The 17,880-nt window shown below is 62.1% G+C and carries 15 protein-coding genes; 8 read left to right on the top strand and 7 right to left on the bottom strand.

The window, feature by feature from the left end:
- Positions 1-383 precede the first annotated feature (383 nt).
- The 3 genes from AC6R19_RS11910 to AC6R19_RS11920 are packed head-to-tail and all read left to right on the top strand — an operon-like array spanning position 384 to position 3,594.
- Positions 384-1,742 carry a glycosyltransferase family 4 protein gene (locus AC6R19_RS11910; RefSeq protein WP_500580039.1) on the top strand — a complete coding sequence of 453 codons (1,359 nt, stop codon included), beginning with the start codon at positions 384-386 and terminating at the stop codon, positions 1,740-1,742.
- Positions 1,742-2,518, top strand: a complete 777-nt coding sequence (locus tag AC6R19_RS11915) for a class I SAM-dependent methyltransferase (protein WP_500580040.1) — start codon at positions 1,742-1,744, stop codon at positions 2,516-2,518. Before AC6R19_RS11910 ends, AC6R19_RS11915 begins: the two co-directional genes overlap by 1 nt.
- Positions 2,515-3,594, top strand: coding sequence for a prenyltransferase/squalene oxidase repeat-containing protein (locus tag AC6R19_RS11920; protein WP_500580041.1), 1,080 nt, complete (start codon positions 2,515-2,517; stop codon positions 3,592-3,594). Before AC6R19_RS11915 ends, AC6R19_RS11920 begins: the two co-directional genes overlap by 4 nt.
- 209 nt (positions 3,595-3,803) lie before the next feature.
- Here AC6R19_RS11920 and AC6R19_RS11925 read toward each other — a convergent pair whose 3' ends face one another.
- The gene (locus AC6R19_RS11925) at positions 3,804-4,421 is read right to left on the bottom strand and encodes a class I SAM-dependent methyltransferase (RefSeq protein WP_500580042.1); all 618 of its coding nucleotides are present in this window, start codon (positions 4,419-4,421) and stop codon (positions 3,804-3,806) included.
- Positions 4,422-4,535: 114 nt separating this feature from the next.
- Here AC6R19_RS11925 and AC6R19_RS11930 point away from each other — a divergent pair, with 114 nt between their 5' ends.
- Positions 4,536-5,258 (top strand): acyltransferase, encoded by a 723-nt coding sequence (locus AC6R19_RS11930; protein ID WP_500580043.1) that lies wholly within the window; start codon positions 4,536-4,538, stop codon positions 5,256-5,258.
- 50 nt (positions 5,259-5,308) lie between these two features.
- Positions 5,309-5,821 carry a shikimate kinase gene (locus AC6R19_RS11935; protein ID WP_500580044.1) on the top strand — a complete coding sequence of 171 codons (513 nt, stop codon included), beginning with the start codon at positions 5,309-5,311 and terminating at the stop codon, positions 5,819-5,821.
- A gap of 244 nt (positions 5,822-6,065) precedes the next feature.
- On the opposite strand, the gene AC6R19_RS11940 is transcribed toward AC6R19_RS11935, so the two are convergent.
- Positions 6,066-6,536: an Lrp/AsnC family transcriptional regulator gene (locus tag AC6R19_RS11940; RefSeq protein ID WP_078085981.1), complete on the bottom strand. Its 471-nt coding sequence runs from the start codon at positions 6,534-6,536 to the stop codon at positions 6,066-6,068.
- A 270-nt stretch (positions 6,537-6,806) separates the two neighbouring features.
- On the opposite strand from AC6R19_RS11940, the gene AC6R19_RS11945 reads away from it, so the two are divergent.
- Complete coding sequence (locus tag AC6R19_RS11945) at positions 6,807-10,373, top strand: indolepyruvate ferredoxin oxidoreductase family protein (RefSeq protein WP_500580045.1); 3,567 nt, start codon at positions 6,807-6,809, stop codon at positions 10,371-10,373.
- A 110-nt stretch (positions 10,374-10,483) separates the two neighbouring features.
- Here the strand turns inward: AC6R19_RS11945 and AC6R19_RS11950 are convergent, their stop codons facing one another.
- A complete protein-coding gene (locus tag AC6R19_RS11950; protein WP_500580046.1) occupies positions 10,484-11,755 on the bottom strand; it encodes an OprO/OprP family phosphate-selective porin in 1,272 nt (423 codons plus the stop codon).
- Between the two features lie 129 nt (positions 11,756-11,884).
- Entirely contained in the window at positions 11,885-12,784 is a 900-nt protein-coding gene (locus tag AC6R19_RS11955; protein ID WP_500580047.1) for a TraB/GumN family protein, read from the bottom strand.
- 187 nt (positions 12,785-12,971) lie between these two features.
- Here AC6R19_RS11955 and AC6R19_RS11960 point away from each other — a divergent pair, with 187 nt between their 5' ends.
- Positions 12,972-14,075: a glycosyltransferase gene (locus AC6R19_RS11960; protein ID WP_500580048.1), complete on the top strand. Its 1,104-nt coding sequence runs from the start codon at positions 12,972-12,974 to the stop codon at positions 14,073-14,075.
- Between the two features lie 85 nt (positions 14,076-14,160).
- Here the strand turns inward: AC6R19_RS11960 and AC6R19_RS11965 are convergent, their stop codons facing one another.
- From AC6R19_RS11965 to AC6R19_RS11975, 3 genes are all read right to left on the bottom strand, one after another.
- Positions 14,161-14,790: a glycosyltransferase gene (locus AC6R19_RS11965; RefSeq protein WP_500580049.1), complete on the bottom strand. Its 630-nt coding sequence runs from the start codon at positions 14,788-14,790 to the stop codon at positions 14,161-14,163.
- Positions 14,791-14,903: 113 nt separating this feature from the next.
- Positions 14,904-15,497, bottom strand: coding sequence for an acyloxyacyl hydrolase (locus AC6R19_RS11970; RefSeq protein ID WP_500580050.1), 594 nt, complete (start codon positions 15,495-15,497; stop codon positions 14,904-14,906).
- Between the two features lie 213 nt (positions 15,498-15,710).
- Complete coding sequence (locus tag AC6R19_RS11975) at positions 15,711-16,856, bottom strand: sigma-70 family RNA polymerase sigma factor (protein ID WP_500580051.1); 1,146 nt, start codon at positions 16,854-16,856, stop codon at positions 15,711-15,713.
- Positions 16,857-17,296: 440 nt separating this feature from the next.
- Between AC6R19_RS11975 and AC6R19_RS11980 the strand changes: the two genes are divergently transcribed.
- Positions 17,297-17,836, top strand: coding sequence for a bactofilin family protein (locus AC6R19_RS11980; protein ID WP_500580052.1), 540 nt, complete (start codon positions 17,297-17,299; stop codon positions 17,834-17,836).
- Positions 17,837-17,880: the final 44 nt, after the last annotated feature.

Genomic DNA, 17,880 nt, shown 5'->3' on the forward strand with positions numbered 1-17,880 from the left:
CCGTTTACAGCCACAGGCAGGTGGGGCCTCCCACCTGCCTTTTTTGTATGAGCTACAAGTGTGTCACAAAACGGCAGGATAGCCGTTCAGCGCAGCCGAAGGCTGCCCGAAGGGCGGGGGGCCATGGGTGGCCCGAGTGACTAAACGGCAGGATAGCCGTTCAGCGCAGCCGAAGGCTGCCCGAAGGGCGAGGGCCATGGATGGCCCGAGTGACTAAACGGCAGGATAGCCGTTCAGCACAGCCGAAGGCTGCCCGAAGGGCGAGGGCCATGGATGGCCCGAGTGATTAATGTGAACCATTTCTGCCTGGCAGTCATTTCCGCGCCAGTGTATTCTTCGCTTTTGCCAGCCACCGGCACCAGAACAACGCAAATGGGGAAGTTATGACCGCCTCGGGCAAGGGTAGAGAGGGGAATTGTACAGACGGTCCATCGGTCGCGGCGCCGCGGCCACTGAAAATTTGCCTGCTGGGCTATCGCAGCCATCCCTACTGCGGGGGGCAGGGGGTCTACCTCCACTACCTGAGCAAGGCGCTGGTCGAGGCCGGCCACTCGGTGGATGTCATTTCCGGCCAGCCCTACCCGGAACTGGATCCGCGGGTAAAGCTGATCAAAATGCCGGGGCTGAACCTGTTCGAGGTTGAAAACCCGACCCGCGCGCTGCGACTCCGGCACCTGTTGTCCTGGACCGATTTCTTCGAGTGGTGGACCAAGCTCAGCGGCGGCTTCGCCGAGCCCTATACCTTCGGCCGGCGCGCGGCCAAGTACCTGCGCAGGCACGGGCGTCACTACGACATAGTGCACGACAACCAGTCCCTCTGTTACGGTTTGCTGGATATCGAAAAGAGCGGCCTGCCGGTTGTCGCCACCATCCATCACCCGATTACCCGCGACCGCCAGCTGGCCCTGGATGCGGCGCCGGACTGGCGCTATCGGCTGCTGGTGCGCCGCTGGCACAGTTTCCTGAATATGCAGATCAAGGTGGCGAGGAGACTGCGGCACATCGTCACCGTATCGCGCCAGTCCGAGCGGGATATCGTCGAGCAGTTCGGTGTGCAGCCCGAGCAGATACAGCTGATCTACAACGGCATAGACACAAGCGTATTCAAACCCCAGGCCCATATCGAGCGCAGGCCGCTGCGCATCATGACCACCGCCTCCGCCGACCAGCCGCTCAAGGGGTTGCGCTTCCTGTTACACGCGCTGGCCCAGTTGCGCGAAAGTCTGGCCGGGCTCGAGCTGCTGGTGGTGGGCCGCCTGCAGGAGGGCGGTGCCACGGAACAGCTGCTGCACCAGTTGCAGCTGCAGGATTCGGTGCAGTTCGTTTCCGGAATCTCCAGCCAGCAGATGGTGGAATACTACGCGAGTGCGAGTGTGGTGGTCTGCCCTTCGCTCTACGAGGGTTTCGGCCTGCCCGCGGGTGAGGCTATGGCCTGCGGCGTGCCGGTCATCTCCAGTGATGGCGGTGCACTGCCGGAAGTGGTTGGCGATGCGGGCATAGTGGTGCCCGCCGGGGACAGCGGGGCGCTGGCGCAGGCGCTGCAAAAGCTGCTGGCCGACGGCGCGCTGCGCGCGTCGCTCGAAGAAAAGGGCAGGGCCCGTATAGAGCAGCAGTTTTCCTGGCGCCTGGCGGCGGAACGCCTGGTGGATTACTACCGGGAGATCCTGGGGCAGAAAAACGTCGAACCGCTGCCCCAGCGGCGCATGCAGACCTCCGGCGAAAACGGCGCGGAGGCGGCCTGATGATTACGGTGGATCCGCAGAGGCTGAATCTGCAGCCGGGGCAGAGAGTGCTGGACCTGGGTTGTGGCGAGGGACGTCACGCGATCCATCTGTGGATTTCCGAGGCGGTGGATATCATCGGCGTGGACCTGAGTATCGCCGATGTGCGCACTGCCTGCGAGCGCGCTGCGCCCTTTGTCGAACAGGAAGAAGTGCCCGGGCGCCTGCTGCTCGGGGTCGCCGACGGACTGCAGCTGCCCTTTGCCGACAATACCTTCGATGTCGTGGTCTGTTCCGAGGTGCTGGAGCATATCGAGGATTACCGGTCGGTACTGATGGAAATCGATCGGGTGCTGAAGCCCGCGGGTATTTTTGCCGCGAGTGTGCCGGCGTTCTTCCCCGAGTGGGTCTGCTGGCGCCTCAGCGATGAATACCATCAGGTGGAGGGCGGCCATATCCGCATTTTTCGCGAGCGCGAACTGCGCGCCAGTATCGAGAAGCTGGGCCACCGGTATTTTTCCCGCCACAAGGCCCACGCGCTGCACGCTCCCTACTGGTGGCTGAAATGCTTGCTCTGGCACAGGCCGGAGTCCCGCCTGCTGGCAGCCTACCACAGGTTGCTGGTGTGGGACCTGATGCAGAAACCGCGGTTTACCCGAATGCTGGAAAGGCTGCTGAATCCGTTGCTGGGCAAGAGTATCGTCCTGTATTTTGTCAAGCCGCGAGCACCTGTCGAGGCGGGGGGCGCGGAGATATCGCCTGCGGCGCCGGCAGTTGCGGCGGAGGCCCTGTCTTGAACGATCTAGCCATTCCCTCCCTGTCCACCGCGGCGCTCTTCCCGGACGGCTTTGTACGCGACAGCGCGGACTATATCCTCGCGCGGCAGCGGGCTGATGGCGCTATTCCATGGTTCGACGGCCACTACGCGGATCCCTGGGATCATGTGGAGGCGGCCATGGGACTCAGCATCGCCGGCGAGCTCACCGCGGCGGAAAGGGCCTACCGCTGGCTGGCGGATATCCAGCTGTCCGATGGCAGCTGGTGGGCGGCCTACAAGGATGGCGAGGTGCACAACTGTGAGCGCCGCGAGAGCAATTTTGTCGCCTATGTTGCCACGGGAATCTGGCACCACTACCGGATCACCGGCGACGACGGTTTCCTGCAGCGCTACTGGCCGACAGTCGAGCGCGCGGTGGAATTTGTGCTCGGCCTGCAGACGGAACACGGCGACATTCACTGGGCCGTCGATGGTGAAGGACAGCCCAAGGAGGACGCGCTGATTACCGGCTGTTCCTCCATTCACAAGAGCCTCGAGTGCGCCGTCAATATCGCCCACAGTCTCGGTTATTCCCGCCCGCGCTGGCTGGAAGCCAGGGCGGAGCTCGGCAGGGCCCTGCGGGAAAAGCCGCAGCGCTTCGATCGCACCTGGGAGAGCAAGGCGCGTTTCTCGATGGACTGGTTTTACCCGGTACTGGCCGGTGTGTTTTCCGGCAGCGCGGCCCGCGTGCGACTGCAGAAAAAATGGGATGAGTTTGTCGTGGCCGGCCTCGGCTGCCGCTGCGTCAACGACGAGCCCTGGGTGACAGTGGCGGAGTCCTGTGAACTGACCATGGCGCTGTTGGCAGCGGGAGATCGCAGCCGCGCGGCGAAACTCTACCGCGGATTGCACCGCTGGCAGGACAGGGACGGCGGCTACTGGACCGGCTATGTGTACCGGGACAAGGCCATCTGGCCGGAGGAGAAGACTACCTGGACGGTTGGGGCCATGCTGCTGGCGGCGGATGCCCTGGCGGGGCTGACGCCGGCGAGTGAACTGTTTACTTCGGTGCGGCTGCTGCCGGAACCGGCGCGAGTGGCGCTCAGTGAGGGATAGGGGCGGGCCTGTTACCGGTGGTTTCCCGGGAAAAGGTCCTTCGCATTGGGCTAACTTTTTCAGATCCGGTGGCGAAAGCGCTGGGTTGATTTGCAGGCACAGTGCCAGGCCCTGCTGCCGGTGGCCATCCGGGAATATTTGCCGATGAGGCTTTTTCCCGGATGGCCACCGGCAGCAGGGCCTGATCGAAGCCAAAAAATTGGCGGTGCTCAGATCCTGCGCAGTATGCCGAGAGTGTCGACGGTCTCCACCAGCTCGAACTGGGCGGAAGCCAGGGCCAGCTTGTAGATATCGTAGGGGGCTTGGCCGCCGTCGGCGGGGTCGGGGAAAATGTCGTGAATGGCGAGGTAGCCGCCGGGAACTATGTGGCGGGACCAGCAGCGATAGTCGGTCATCGCCGCCTCCAGCGAGTGGCCGCCGTCGATAAATACCAGGCCGAGCGGTGTATTCCAGCAGCGCGCCGCCACCGAGGAGGGCGCGACTACGGGTACCACCCAGTCCTCCAGCTGCGCCGCGCGGATATTGGCGCGAAAGGTGCGGAAGCTGTCCATCAGCTGGGCGCGCTTGTCGAAGAGTTCCGGGTCGTGGTACTCCTCGCCCGGCTGGTGCTCCTCGGAGCCGCGGTGGTGATCCACCGCAAACAATACGCTGTCCATCAGTTTGCACGCCGAGGCGATATAGAGGGTGGATTTTCCGCAGTAGCTGCCCACTTCCAGGCAGGGACCCAGGTCGCTGGCTTCAGCAGCCAGGTGATAGAGAGCCTCGCCCTCGTGGGCAGCGAGAAAACCCTTGATGCTGTGAATATCGATTGGCAGCTTGAGAGACATGGAATACGGCTCGTTTTTTTAGTGGCCCAAACAGTAAACCGCAGGCTGTGGAAATGCAATTGCAGTAATGGTTTGTTTCCGCTGTAAAGAAAGTCAGTGAATCGGTCAGGATAAATGCGCAAGGATCATCGTCCCTATTGGTTGAAACACTGGTTGCTGCGATTCCGGAAGTGGCGCACCCGCTACTTTCTGCTGCCTCAATTCGACGCCGTCGGCGTGGAACCGGAAGTCATGGACCCCACATCCGTGCAGGTATTCGGCAGGAATATTCGCCTGGGCGATTATCCGCACCTGATCTCGACGCCGGACAACTGTATCCGCTTTACCACCCTCGGCCACAAGGGCGGCGATGCGTTTATCACTGTCGGTGACTATGTGTTGATTTCCCCGGGCGTGCGCATCTCCGCGGCGGAATCGATCACCATCGGCGACGCCTGTATGATTGCGGCCAATGTATATATTTCCGATTCGGACTGGCACGGCCTCTACAATCGCACCCGGCCCTTTCGCTGCACGTCGCCGGTGCGCCTCGGCAACAACGTTTGGGTGGGGGACGGCGCAATTATCTGCAAGGGGGTCACCATCGGGGATAACTCGGTGGTCGGGGCCGGCAGTGTGGTGACAAAAGACGTGCCCGGCAATACCATCGTAGCCGGTAACCCCGCCCACGAAATCAAGAAGATCAACCCCCGCCGGCGTATGATCACCCGGGAGGCCCTGTTTGCCGACGCTTTCCGCCAGGCCCACAATATGGACGAGCTGGACCGGATGCTGCTGGACGGCAATTCGCTCTGGGGCTGGTTGCGCTCGCTGTTGATACCCCGCCGGGGCGACTGAAGGTTTCAGTGGTAACTGACTGTTTGCAGTAGCAGTAATAAAATAACGAAATGAAAAAACACAAAAGTATTGTCCTGATAGGCATGCCGGGCGCCGGCAAGAGTACCCTGGGGGTGTTGCTGGCCAAGGAGCTGGCATTGGATTTCGTCGACACCGATGTGCTGATCCAGCTGCGCGAGGGCAAGACCCTGCAGGAAATCATGGACGAGAGTGATTACCTGAACCTGCGCCGCATCGAGGGGGAGGTGATCGCCGATGCCGACCTGCCCAATCACGTCATCGCCACCGGCGGCAGTGTCGTGTACAGCGAGGAGGGGATGGCGAACCTGCAGCGCTTCGGCCCGGTGGTCTTCCTGAACTGCTCCGCGGATGAATTGCGCCGGCGCATTCACAACTACGAGAGCCGCGGCATCGCCAAGGCGCCGGGGCAGTCCTTCGAGGCACTGTTCGCCGAGCGCCAGGCGCTGTACCGCAAGTACGCGGATATCACCGTTAACTGTGATGATCGGAATTTACAGCAGGTACTGGATCAGGTGCTGCAGGAATTAAAAACGCTGAACTAACCGCTACCCGGAAATTGGCCCGTAGGGGCGAACCTTGTGTTCGCCCTTGCTTGCCGGCGGCACTCGAGCCTCGACTCCTGTAGCCAGTTCCAGGGCGGCCCTGCTACCGGTAGCCGTTCGTTCAACAGCCCCATCGGCAAACGTCTCTCGAACGACTCCCGGTAGCAGGGGCCTTCGTATGGTTCAGTTATTCTTTTCGAGTCCCGAGTCCCGAGTCCCGAGTCCCGAGTCCCGAGTCCCGAAATCAAAGCGGCAACTGCGTAGTGTACTTAACCTGCTTCAACGCAAAGGTGGAATTGACCGAGGCCACATTGGGCAGGTGCACCAGCGAGCGCTTCAGCAGCTGCTCGTAGTGCTCGACGCTGTCCACCACCACGCGCAGCACATAGTCCTTGTCACCGCTGGTGGAGTAGCATTCCACCACTTCCTGTACGTCCTGTACCGCCGACTCGAAGCTGTTCAGGGACTCTTCGTCGTGGTTGTGAATGGTGACATAGCAGTATACTGTGACCCCGAGGTCGAGTTTTCGGGGGTCGAGGAGGGTGACGCGGCCGCGGATGATGCCTTCAGCCTCCAGGCGTTTTATCCGGCGCCAGCAGGGAGTGTGGGACAGACCCACTTTGTCTCCGAGTTCCGCCATGGAATAATCGGCGTTCTCCTGCAGCGCTCGCAGAATCTTGCGGTCAAAATCGTCCAGGTCTGTCGAACGCTTCATATAAACTCCTATCCTACAAAAATTGTTCTGATCGAGATTTCTATCATAATTTTACGCACATATACGTAAATAAAGCAATGCTCTATTGCGCTTAACGCACTAGTATGACCCTGGCCAGTCCGTCGCAGATTCTATGTTTTTGTGCAGCCCGTTCCCCCGGAGCTGGGTGATTACACTCTGCCGACGACTGGTGGCAGTAAAGCCGAAAGAATAATGACCAATAGTCCGAAAGTAGTTTCGAACTGGATAGATAAGCGGAAGTAGGCGTGTATGAGTGAAAAAGTAAGTGGTGCGCAGGGCGCGGCCCGGTCCCCGGAGAAGGGCCTAGTCAAGCAGGTCTCCCTGGACGATCGCTACACCACCCTCAAGGGGCGCGTGTTGTTGTCGGGCATCCAGGCCCTGGTGCGCCTGCCCATCGACCAGATGCGCATGGACAAATCCCGCGGCCTCAACACTGCCACTTTTATTTCCGGTTACCGCGGTTCCCCCCTGGGCGGTTACGACCAGCAGCTGTCCCGCGCGAAAAAACTGCTCGACGAGTACAATATCCGCTTCCAGCCCGGCGTCAACGAGGAGCTGGCGGCGACCGCCGTCTGGGGCTCACAGCAGGTGGGCCTGTTCGAGGGTGCCGAGGTGGATGGCGTCTGCGGCATCTGGTACGGCAAGACCCCGGGTGTGGACCGCTCCTGCGATGCCTTCCGCCACGCCAATGCGGCCGGATCCTCACCCAAGGGCGGTGCCCTGATCGTCGCCGGTGACGACCACGGCTGCAAGTCCTCCTCCTATCCCGGCCAGTCCGAGTTCGCCTTCGTGGATATGCATATCCCGGTGCTGAACCCGGCCACCGTGCAGGAGGTGCTGGACTACGGCCACTACGGCCTGGAGCTGTCCCGCTTCAGCGGCTGCTGGGTGGCGATGATCACCCTGGCGGAAAACATGGACAGCTCGGCCACCGTCGAGGTGGACCCGGAGCGGGTGCAGTTTTCCTATCCGGAGATAGAGCGCCCCGAGGGCGGCCTGAATATTCGCAAGCAGGACAATCCGCTGGAGCAGGAAGAACGCCTGTGGCGCTACAAGCGCCCGGCGGCCCTGGCCTTTGCCCGCGCCAACAAGCTGAACAAGGTAGTGCTGGAAAACCCGGGCGCGAGCCTGGGTATCGTCACTACCGGCAAGGCGCACCTGGACCTGATGCAGGCCTTCGAGGATATGGGCATAGACGAGCAGAAGGCGAAGGCGCTGGGCATCCGCATACTCAAGGTGGGCATGACCTACCCGCTGGACGTGCCTGGCATCCGGGAGTTCGCCCGCGGCCTGGACGGACTGCTGGTATTGGAGGAAAAGCGCAGCCTGATGGAAGTGCAGCTGAAAGAAGAGCTGTACAACGTGCACCAGCAGGACCCGCACTTCCCGCGCATCCTCGGCAAGGTGGACGAGAACGACCGCCCGCTGATGCCGATGTACGGCGAGCTGTCGCCGGCGATTATTGCCCAGGTGCTGGGCAAAATACTGGGTAATGAAAAACTGGGCGAGCGCGCCAGGCACCGGCTGATGCGTCTCAACGCCCTGGCGGAACGCATTTCCGAGCAGGCCGGTTCCAGCGTGTCGCGACTGCCGATGTTCTGCGCCGGCTGTCCGCACAACCGCTCCACCAAGGTGCCCGAAGGCAGCCGCGCCCTGGCCGGCATCGGCTGTCACTATATGGCCCAGTGGCTGGACCGCGAGACCTACACCTTTACCCAGATGGGCGCCGAAGGCGTCAACTGGGTCGGCCAGGCGCCCTTTACCAGCGAAAAACACGTGTTCGTGAACCTGGGCGACGGCACCTATTTCCATTCCGGTATCCTCGCCATCCGCGCCTCTGTCGCGGCCAAGGTGAACATCACCTACAAGGTTCTGTTCAACGACGCCGTGGCCATGACCGGCGGCCAGCCCCACGACGGCGAACTGGCGCCGGACATGATCTGCCGCCAGGTGCTGGCGGAAGGTGTGCGCAAAGTCGTGCTGGTGATGGACAATCCGGACAAGTACAGGGGCGCCCTGACATTCCCCAGCGAGGTGGAAATCCGCCACCGCGACCACCTGCCGGTGGTGATGGAAGAGCTGAGAGAGACCGAAGGCTGCACCGTCATCATCTACGACCAGACCTGTGCTACCGAACTGCGCCGCAAGCGCAAGCGCGGCCTGTTACCCAAGGCTGAGGGGCGCCCGTTTATCAACGAGCGGGTATGCGAGGGCTGCGGCGATTGTGTGCAGCAGTCCAGCTGCATCGCGGTGGAGAAGGTCGATACCGCCCTTGGCGACAAGCGCCGCATCAACCAGACCGGCTGTAACCAGGATATGTCCTGCGTGAACGGCTTCTGTCCGTCCTTCGTTACCGTCAAGGGGGGCAGGCTGGCCAAGCGCGCAGGCGTCGGCGACGTGCTGCGTACCGAGGCAGACAAGCTGCCGTTGCCGCAGCTGCCCGGCTTGAACGAACCCTATAACCTGCTGGTGACCGGCGTCGGCGGCACCGGCGTGGTGACCATAGGCGCGCTGTTGGCGATGGCTGCCCATATCGAGGGCAAGGCCAGCAGCACCCTGGACCAGACTGGCCTGGCGCAGAAGGGCGGGGCGGTCTACTCCCATGTGCGCTTTGCCGCGACGCCTGCGGCCCTGCAGGCAGTGCGCATCTCCGATGGCCGCGCCGATGCGTTGATGGCCTGCGACCTGATCGCCGCCGGTAACCTGCAGGCCTGCCTGGCCAAGCTGGACGAGACCCACAGCCGCGCCGTCGTGAACACCCACCTGAGCCCCACCGCGGCCTCTGTATTGGGTCGCGAGGACGTGCACTCGCCGCAGGCGGTGCTGGATACCCTGAGCGGCGCGGTGAAGGAAGTGGAGGCGGTAGAGGCCCACAAGCTCACCAGTGCCGCCCTGGGCGACACATTGGCCGCGAACATCTTCATGCTCGGCTTCGCCTGGCAGAAAGGCCTGTTGCCCCTGGGGCAGGAATCCCTGCTGCAGGCGATAGAACTGAATGGCGTGGCCGTCGAGGGCAACCTGCAGGGCTTCGCCGCCGGCCGCCTGGCCGCCGCCAACCGCGAGGGCCTGGACGCGCTGCTGGCGCGGGACGAGAAAGCCATTGAGCTGCCGCGGGATCTGGAAGAGGTTGTCGCGCACCGGGTCGAGCACCTGACCGGCTACCAGAACGCCGAACTGGCGCGCCGCTACCGCGCCCTGGTGGACAGGGTGAAGGCGGCGGAAATCCTCAAGGTGCCCGGCAGCGAGGCGCTGGCGGAAGTGGTCGCGCGCTACTACGCGAAGCTGCTTGCCTACAAGGACGAGTACGAGGTGGCCCGCCTCTACACCGACGGCCAGTTTGCCAGGGCGCTGCGGGAAAATTTCTCCGGTGACTTCGAACTGGAATTCAATCTGGCGCCGCCGCTGATCGCGCCCTTCGACAAGGCCCTGGGCCGTCCGCGCAAGCTCAAGTTTGGAGGCTGGATGTACAAGGCCTTCGGCCTGTTGGCGAAACTGAAAGTCCTGCGCGGCACGCCTCTGGACATCTTCGGCTACACCGCCGAGCGCAGGATGGAGCGCGCCCTGATCGGCGAGTACGAGCAACTGGTGGACAAGGTGATCGGCGAACTGAACGCCGAGAACCACGCCGCCGCCATAGAGCTGCTCAGCTACCCGGATGCGATTCGCGGCTACGGCCTGGTCAAGGATGCCAGCCTCGAGCGGGCGAGGAAGCAGCGGGACGCGGCGCTGCTGCGCTTCGAGAACCCGGCTGTGGATCTGAACGGTTCGACACCGGTCGAGGTCTTCGATCCGGCCAAGGCCCAGCAGGTTGGCTGAGCCTATTCACCATGTAGGAGCGGCCGTTGGCCGCGATCGATGTCCGGGGTTATCCGGATAGCTCGATCGCGGCCAACGGCCGCTCCTACAGTATTTTCCCGTTACCGGGGTTACCAGCTCGCCTGGGCGCGAAACGCCAGCTGGTTGGTCTCGTCGCCGGTAAAGTCGTCGTCACCCAATACCACATTGAGCATAAAGCGCACGCGCGGGTTGAAATAGAAGTTGACCCCCAGCGTGACGTTACTCGCTTCCAGATCGGAAATATCCTTGTTTTCGATGGTCTGGTAGCGCGCAGTCAGCTCCCAGGCGCCCCAGCCACTGCGTGGCTTGGCGGACTTGAACACGCCCTTCTTGCTGTCGTAGGGCTTGTGTTCCCCGGTGATCATCCAGCTGCCCATGATGTACCAGGCCCGCACATCCTGGTCGCCGATAAAGCAGCCGGTCACCGGATCACAGGCAAATGTCGGCGGGTCGTTGAAGAAATCCTCGAACACTGTCTCGGACAGGAAATAATCCCCGTCGAAGTCCCCGTAGGCGTACTCGGCCTGCGCATACAGGGGGCCGTAGGTACCGGCCAGCTCCACTCCCGCGATGCTCACGCTGCCGCCCTGCTCGCCAAAGAAAAATTCGTCCTCGAAATCGTCAAAGAAAAAGTCCCTGTCGCCCGGTGTCAGCGCGATCAGCTGGTCGGGGCCGCGGCGGCCGGCGTAGCTGACATCGGCTGCGATCGGGTCGGAATCGCGGTTGGCGTTCTCGTGGCTGCCGGAAATGCCGAAGTGCAGCGTGCTGATCTCGTCGTTGATGGGCGCCCAGGTAAAGCGCCCGGCGGCACCCAGGCCCTCGTTGCGCGGGCCGCCGGGATCGCGCAGGTTGAAGCCCGCAATACCGAAGGTGTAGCAATCCCAGTATTTATGCCAGCCGACACCCTGTTGGCGGGAGCGGTCGGCGTAGATGCCGCTGGCGGTGGCAAAGGAGCGCTCCATCATGGTGATTTCATTGGAGCTGGTCAGCTCTTCCATGGAGCGGTAGGGCTTGAAGTTGCCGATGGTGAGTTTACCGCCCAGTACCTTGGTGGCGATATAAACGTCGCGCAGGCCACCGGTGCCACCGGAGGCGAAATCCCGCTCCAGCTTGTATTCCCATTTCCACAGGTTGCCCTTCATGGCCAGGCGCGCACGACGGAATTCGGTGGTGCTCACGGGATCTTCGATATCCCGGTCGAAGAGGTAGGTGTCGAAGTGGATGCGGCCGCCGAGTTCGGCGGAGAAGTTCCCATCATCCGAAGTGATTTTCAACCCGCCTTTGGTTTCCGCCTGGTCGGCGAAGGCCGGACTAATCAATGCCGCGCCGGCCAGGGCGCAAAAAAAAGCGCAACGGTTCATTGGATGCCTCCCTGTGAGCAACCCTGCAAGTGTTTCCATACACGATGCAGTTCGAGTTTAGCAGTTGCCGGCGCGACAATCCGTATTAAATATTGGTTTCAGCAACTGCCGGAGGTATCGGGTTCGGGGTTAAAGGCGCTCGAGCTTATAGCCGGCTTTCTTCAGCAGTTCGATCACGCTTTTATCACCCACCAGGTGGCCGGCGCCGACAATGACGAATTGGGATTTGTGGGACGCGCTGCCGCCGGCAATCCTGTCGGCCATATCGCGGTTGCGGCGGAAAAACAGTGTCTCGTAGAGCGGCTCGAATTCCGGGTGTTCGGCGAGGCCGTCGGCAATGATCAGTTTGTAGAGGGCGTCCGCGTCCCCGTTCTTCCAGGCGTTGGTCATCCGCGGCGCAAAGGTCTGGATGTCCCCCAGCTGTTCCAGTGTCTGCTGCATTAGCAGGTCGGGATTTTTCAGCTGGTTCAGTAACTGCAGCTGTTGCAGCACGCCCTCGAGTTCCACTATGGGTTTGCCATCCCGCTTTGCCTTTTTCAGGAAGTGGCGGTCGATCCCGAGGTTGGGGTCCAGTCCCTGAGCCTGCAGCTCCACCATGCTCAGGGTGATCATGGCGAAGGCGGGGCGCTGGCGGATGAACATCGGCTCCGGCAGCTGCCGCTCTTGCAGCCAGGTCTGCAACTGGCGGTAAACTGCCGGCGACAGGTCGTCGCGCAGATTGCGCTCACCCTGGTAGAGGGATTCACGCATGATCTGCTGCTGCAGTGCCAGGTCGCTTTCCGCGGCGAGAATATCGGCTTCGACCACCAGCGCATCGCTGTCCGCGTAGGCCTGCTGTATCTGCTTGCGCAGGGGATAGAAGTCGGCGGTGGCCAGGTGCACCGAGCCCAGCAGGTAAATGCTGTGGCCGTCCTTCTGCGCCAGCCAGAAGAGACCCCTGTCATTTTCTGCGCTGGCCAGGCCCGGATAGAGCAGCAGCGCGACGATGAACAGATACTGCAGTGATTTGAACAGATTCATGTTTTGCATTGGCGGTCTCTCCGCTGCGGGGTGGTCCGGATATCTTACAACGGCGGCCTCAAGGGGCGCGAGTTCCGGGTAAAAATGAAAACTGTGACGGACAAGGCGTTTTGCGACTCGGCAGGGGTGCCGGAATGCCGCACAATAGATGCCGAGCGACAACGACAAGAATGCCTTGAGGCACCGAGCCGGAATTATGCGGATTGTTCAAATATTGCCCGAGCTGGATTCGGGGGAGTTGGCGCGCGGCACATTGGATTTTGCCTGCGAGCTGGTGCGGTTCGGCCACGAGGCCACGGTAATTTCCAACGGCGGCGAACTGGTGCCGCGCCTCACCTTGCGCGGCGTCCGACATATCCGGATGCCGCTGCACAGGAAATCCCTCTGGTCCCTGCGCCTGGTCGGCCGCCTGCGGCGATTACTGGCGGAGCTGCAGGCGGACGTGGTGCATGCGCGCGCGCCGGTACCGGCCTGGATTACCTGGCTCGCCTGGCGCGGCATGCCCGAAGCCGGCCGGCCGCGGCTGGTCACCGGGGTGTACGGCTTCCACCGCAAGAGTTTCCACGGCGCCGCCATGGCGTCCGGGGAGCGGGTGATCGCCGTCTCCCAGTGCGTGGCGGATTCCCTGCAGGCGCTCTACGGTAAGAAGCTGCAGCGGCCGCCGCAGGTGATCCACCGCGGCGTTAATACCCGCGAGTTCGATCGCAGTGCGCCCGTTTCCGGCCACTGGCAGCTGCGCCTGCTCAACGACTACCCGCAGTTGGAGGGTAAACACTGGCTGCTGATGCCTGCGCGCCTGGCGCCGGAGGAGGGGCAGCAGGTTTTCCTGCAGATGCTGGCGGCCGTTGCCCGACTGCGGGAGGATGTGTTCGGCCTGATCGTCGGCGCGCCGGACGCGGGCGGGGAAAAATATGCGCGCAGACTGGAAAAAATGGCGCTGGACCTGGGGCTCTCCGGCAAGGTGCTGTTTCTCGGCGAGCGCCGGGATATGCGCGAACTCTACGCCAGCTCACAGATCTGTTACAGCCTGTCGGAGCGACCGGAGCCCTACGGCCGGATCGCCGCCGAGGCGCTGGCGATGAACTGCCCGGTAATCGCCTACCGGGACGGCGGTCCGGCAGAGGTGTTACAGCGCTGTTTTCCCCAGGGGCTGGTCGAGCGCGGTGATTTGAACGCGCTGGTGGAAACCAGTCTGCAGATTCTCGACAGGCCGCAAACTATCCAATTCAGCGGCTTCAGCCACGAGGATACGGCGGCGCAGACGCTGGCGGTGTACGAAGATCTTTGCCAGTCGGCGTAAGCGGTTGCCTCCTTGTCTATATAAGAGAGGCCTGGGCTGCCCTGTTGCTTTCCCGAGTCCCGATGGGGCGAATAGCTACCCCTATTCAGGAAACCAGTTGCAAGTAAACCCGCCAAGTGGCCTGTGCCATATTATCCAGGGTGAGTTCATCCAGAGAGATGATGTTCCAGTGAATACGCGAGTTGGCAACCGCGGTGTGGCTCACAGCGATGCGCGCGTCGAAGGCGCTGGCGAGCTTGTCGCGGGGCTGGCGGACATTGTGGCGGGTGATCACCTGTCGGGCGTCGGTGTACTTTTGCACAGCCGCCAACAGCTGCGCCGATTTACTGCCGTGACCGTGGGCTATCTGGAATCCGCCGGCGCGGATCTGGTTGGCCAGGCGCCAGATCAGTGTCGGGTGGTGGCGGCTGCGGTCGGTGTTCAGGGGGACGAAGTGAACCTGCTCGTCTAGGGTGCCCTGGTAGCGCGGGTGGGCGATCACGGAGATACGCGCATCGGTGTTGCGCGCCTGCCAGCGGGACAGGTCCGCCACATGCTTTTCCAGTCCGCCGTGCTCACGGCTGGCGATCAGATGGCAGATGCTGCGAATCCCGGCGCCGCCGGTCTCCGGTCCGGGTTGCTGGCTATGTATTTCAACCGCGGCAGGGTGGGGCGCGGAGCTGATGGGCGGAATCGCGCAACTGTCGCTCCGTGACGCCGAACTTTTAAGGCTCATAGATCCCCCGTTTTGTTATACGGGGTATTTTGGGCGGCGGCTATTACAGGAATTTGATTTAAATATGACCGTTTGGCGACGCCTGGTGTTTAAAAAACGATCGCCCCCATTCGTCAGAAAGTGAAATGCCCGTTCAGCGACGCAAAATCAAAGCCGGGGTTGGGGGTGTTGGTGTAGGCGTTGGAGAAATGACTGTAGCGCAGGGACAGGATAAAGCCGCTGCGCAGCCGGTAACCGGCGGCGAAGTGCAGGGCGAAATTGGGCTTGGTTGTGAGATGGATATCGCCGAAGTCCTTGTTGGTCAGGTAGGCGGCGCCGATGCCGGCTTCGCCGAACAGGCCGTAGGCGTCCTGCTGTGGGTACCAGCGCAATACCGGTTTCAGCTCAACGATATTCTGACGCTGGTTGTCGCCGCGATAGTCCAGGCGCATATGGGAGTAGCTGCCCTGGGCCCACCACTGCCAGTGGCCGAGGTCGCCCTCGTACTCGGAGAAGAGGTAGGAGTAGTTGATTCCCGCCATCTCCGCGCCGGAAATGGAATGCTGCTGGATCAGCGCGTCGCCGAGTCCCTTGCCTGCGCTGACGATAAACTCCTGTTCCGCGCGGGCAGGGGATGTGGCAAAAAGGCCGCAGAGGATGGCGGAGACCAGAAGAGTGGGGGGTAATGACGCGGCGGGAAACAGCGCTGCTGCAAAAAATCTGCGCATGGCATATCGCTTAATACTGGGTTGAAACAGTACCTAAGCCTAGCGGTATCTGCGCCGAAGACAAGCGCTAATCATAATTACTCACCCCTGTGGCACTAAGCCGGGGCCTGGGCGGCCCTGTTGTCGGTGGCCATTTGGGAAAAAGCCTCCTCGGCAAACATTTCCCAAATGGCCCCCGACAACAAGGCCTTCGCATTGGAGTCCGACCACTGGCTACCGCCACTGCCGCTTCAACTGCCGCAGCGCATCCGAGTGCAGCTGTCGCGCGCGCTCCTGGCTGAGCCCCAACTGTTCGCCGATGACGCGGAAGGAGCAGTCGTGATCGGAGCCGAGCCCGTAGCGCAGGTTCAGCACCGTTCGCTGTCGCGCCGGCAGGCGCGCCACTGCTTCGCGCAGGCGCTGCGCCAGTTCCTGGCTGGTGACCAGTTCATCGGTGTTGTAGAGCTCGTCCGCGGGTGCATAGTCCAGCCGCGTGCTGCTCTGGTCCTCGGCCACGGGTTCGTCCAGGGAGCCGGTGGGGCCGGGCAGCTTGAGCAGGCTCTGGATGCGCTCCAGGTCCAGGCCGGTGTACCTGGCCAGGTTCTCGTCGGAGGCGGGCAGTCCGTCGGCGCGCACATCGCCGATGGCGCGGTAGATGGCGCGCAGGTCGTCCTGCACATTGGCGGGCTGGCGCACCAGGTCGTCGTTGCGGCGCAATGCCAGCTGTATCTCCTGCTGTATCCACCAGTAGGCGTAGGTGGAGAAGCGGTACCCCATTTGCGGCTTGAAGCGCTCTATGGCTTTCATCAGCCCGACATTGCCCTCCTGGATCAGGTCGATAAAGGGCACCGACGGATTGCGAAAGCGCTTGGCGATGGCGATCACCAGGCGCAGGTTGCACTGGATCAGTTTCTGGCGCTGCGCGCGGAAGCGCCGCAACAGGCTCTGCATGGCACTGCGGTCGCGCTTCGGCAGCCTGTCCGACGCCAGCAGTTCCTCGGCGCGGGCGATGATCAGGCCGTGGTCGTAGGCACCGGTGCTGCCGCGCTGTTCCACGCCTTCACTGCGCAGTTCCACCAGTTCCACGCCGCGCTTCTGCAGCAGTGCGATCAGCTTGTCCTCCAGTTCCCGCAACAGGCAGGTGGTGGTGTGTTCCTCTTCCGGAGTCAGCAGCTCCAGCCGGTACAGATGCCTGAGGTAGTTCTGCATCGGCGTGCTGCCGCTTTCCGCACCGTTGTCCTCCGTTGCGGACGCTTCGCTGAGGTCTGCTTCGGTGTCGGCGGCGTCTTCAGAGGCCTCTTCCAGGGGAGCCCCGGAGAGGGATTCGTCTGTGTCCTTCAGCCATGCTTCATCCCTTGAGTAAAAGTTTTCTCGGGACAACTGCGTAAACCTTCTGTTGGCTGTGTGACAAGCCCGCAACTGCCCTTGGCGGGGCGGCCGCTTGGCGCATGATTCATTTTGACTATAGATGAATGTAGAAGGCTACGCCTGATTATGTCTGACTGGAGGGTTTTTATTGTTCAGGCGCGAACGTCGGCGAAAGTGCAGTTAAAACAAGATTCCTGTCGGGGAAATTAGCTGAACATCGATAGTATGGAAGCGGCTTGCCTGCAGCCGCCCGGCTCGCCCGCTGGCGCGCTGTAGGCGGCGCGGGCCCGGTCGTATTTCCGTGCAGTATTTGGCGCAGACTCCAGTGATCCACTGCCGAAATTTGCGCATTCTTCCGCGCCAGGGCCATCTTGGGTCGGCGGGGCGGTGTGGCAAGTGCTTTATTGATCTGGTCCCGACTAACCCCAGACCAATAACGAGGAGTTTGCCCAATGCTCGGCAGCAAGAATGACACTATCAAATCCAGTGTTGACCAGAGGCCCCAGCTGGTCACCAACGAGCCGGATACCGACTTCGACAGGGGCCGCGACAGCGGTCCCCCCGCGGCGATCATCGGCCCCAAGATCCGCTTCCGCGGCGAGCTGGTGGGTGAGGAGGACCTGCTGATCCAGGGGCAGATAGACGGCACCATCGACCTGAAAGACAACAACCTGACAGTGGGTGAGCAGGGCAAGGTCAAGGCCAATGTGCTGGCGAAGACCATTACGGTACAGGGGGAGGTGGAGGGGGATATCTTCGCCCAGGAACGAATCGCGATCCTCTCGTCCAGCAACGTAAAGGGCAATCTGGTTGCCGATCGCGTGGTGCTGGAGGATGGAGCCAGGTTCCGCGGTTCCATCGACATGGACGTGGAGGCCCACCGCGACCAGCTGCAGAAACTAGGCGACGGTGGCGGCACCAACTGGCAAAACGGCAGTGCCGCCAAACCGGCCAAGATAGGGAAACAGCCGGAGCCGGCCCTCGACGAATAGTCGCGACGGCGTCGCAGCGGCAGCCTTCCCGAAGGCGGCCGCTG

It is taken from the genome of Microbulbifer sp. SE14 (assembly GCF_059834885.1).

Bases quoted from the DNA above. Each gene is read 5' to 3' on its own strand.
- AC6R19_RS11970 (WP_500580050.1), bottom strand. From the start codon at position 15,497: ATGCGCAGATTTTTTGCAGCAGCGCTGTTTCCCGCCGCGTCATTACCC.
- AC6R19_RS11965 (WP_500580049.1), bottom strand. From the start codon at position 14,790: ATGAGCCTTAAAAGTTCGGCGTCACGGAGCGACAGTTGCGCGATTCCG.
- AC6R19_RS11955 (WP_500580047.1), bottom strand. From the start codon at position 12,784: ATGCAAAACATGAATCTGTTCAAATCACTGCAGTATCTGTTCATCGTC.
- AC6R19_RS11940 (WP_078085981.1), bottom strand. From the start codon at position 6,536: ATGAAGCGTTCGACAGACCTGGACGATTTTGACCGCAAGATTCTGCGA.
- AC6R19_RS11910 (WP_500580039.1), top strand. From the start codon at position 384: ATGACCGCCTCGGGCAAGGGTAGAGAGGGGAATTGTACAGACGGTCCA.
- AC6R19_RS11980 (WP_500580052.1), top strand. From the start codon at position 17,297: ATGCTCGGCAGCAAGAATGACACTATCAAATCCAGTGTTGACCAGAGG.
- AC6R19_RS11935 (WP_500580044.1), top strand. From the start codon at position 5,309: ATGAAAAAACACAAAAGTATTGTCCTGATAGGCATGCCGGGCGCCGGC.
- AC6R19_RS11960 (WP_500580048.1), top strand. From the start codon at position 12,972: ATGCGGATTGTTCAAATATTGCCCGAGCTGGATTCGGGGGAGTTGGCG.
- AC6R19_RS11925 (WP_500580042.1), bottom strand. From the start codon at position 4,421: ATGTCTCTCAAGCTGCCAATCGATATTCACAGCATCAAGGGTTTTCTC.
- AC6R19_RS11950 (WP_500580046.1), bottom strand. From the start codon at position 11,755: ATGAACCGTTGCGCTTTTTTTTGCGCCCTGGCCGGCGCGGCATTGATT.
- AC6R19_RS11930 (WP_500580043.1), top strand. From the start codon at position 4,536: ATGCGCAAGGATCATCGTCCCTATTGGTTGAAACACTGGTTGCTGCGA.
- AC6R19_RS11945 (WP_500580045.1), top strand. From the start codon at position 6,807: ATGAGTGAAAAAGTAAGTGGTGCGCAGGGCGCGGCCCGGTCCCCGGAG.
- AC6R19_RS11915 (WP_500580040.1), top strand. From the start codon at position 1,742: ATGATTACGGTGGATCCGCAGAGGCTGAATCTGCAGCCGGGGCAGAGA.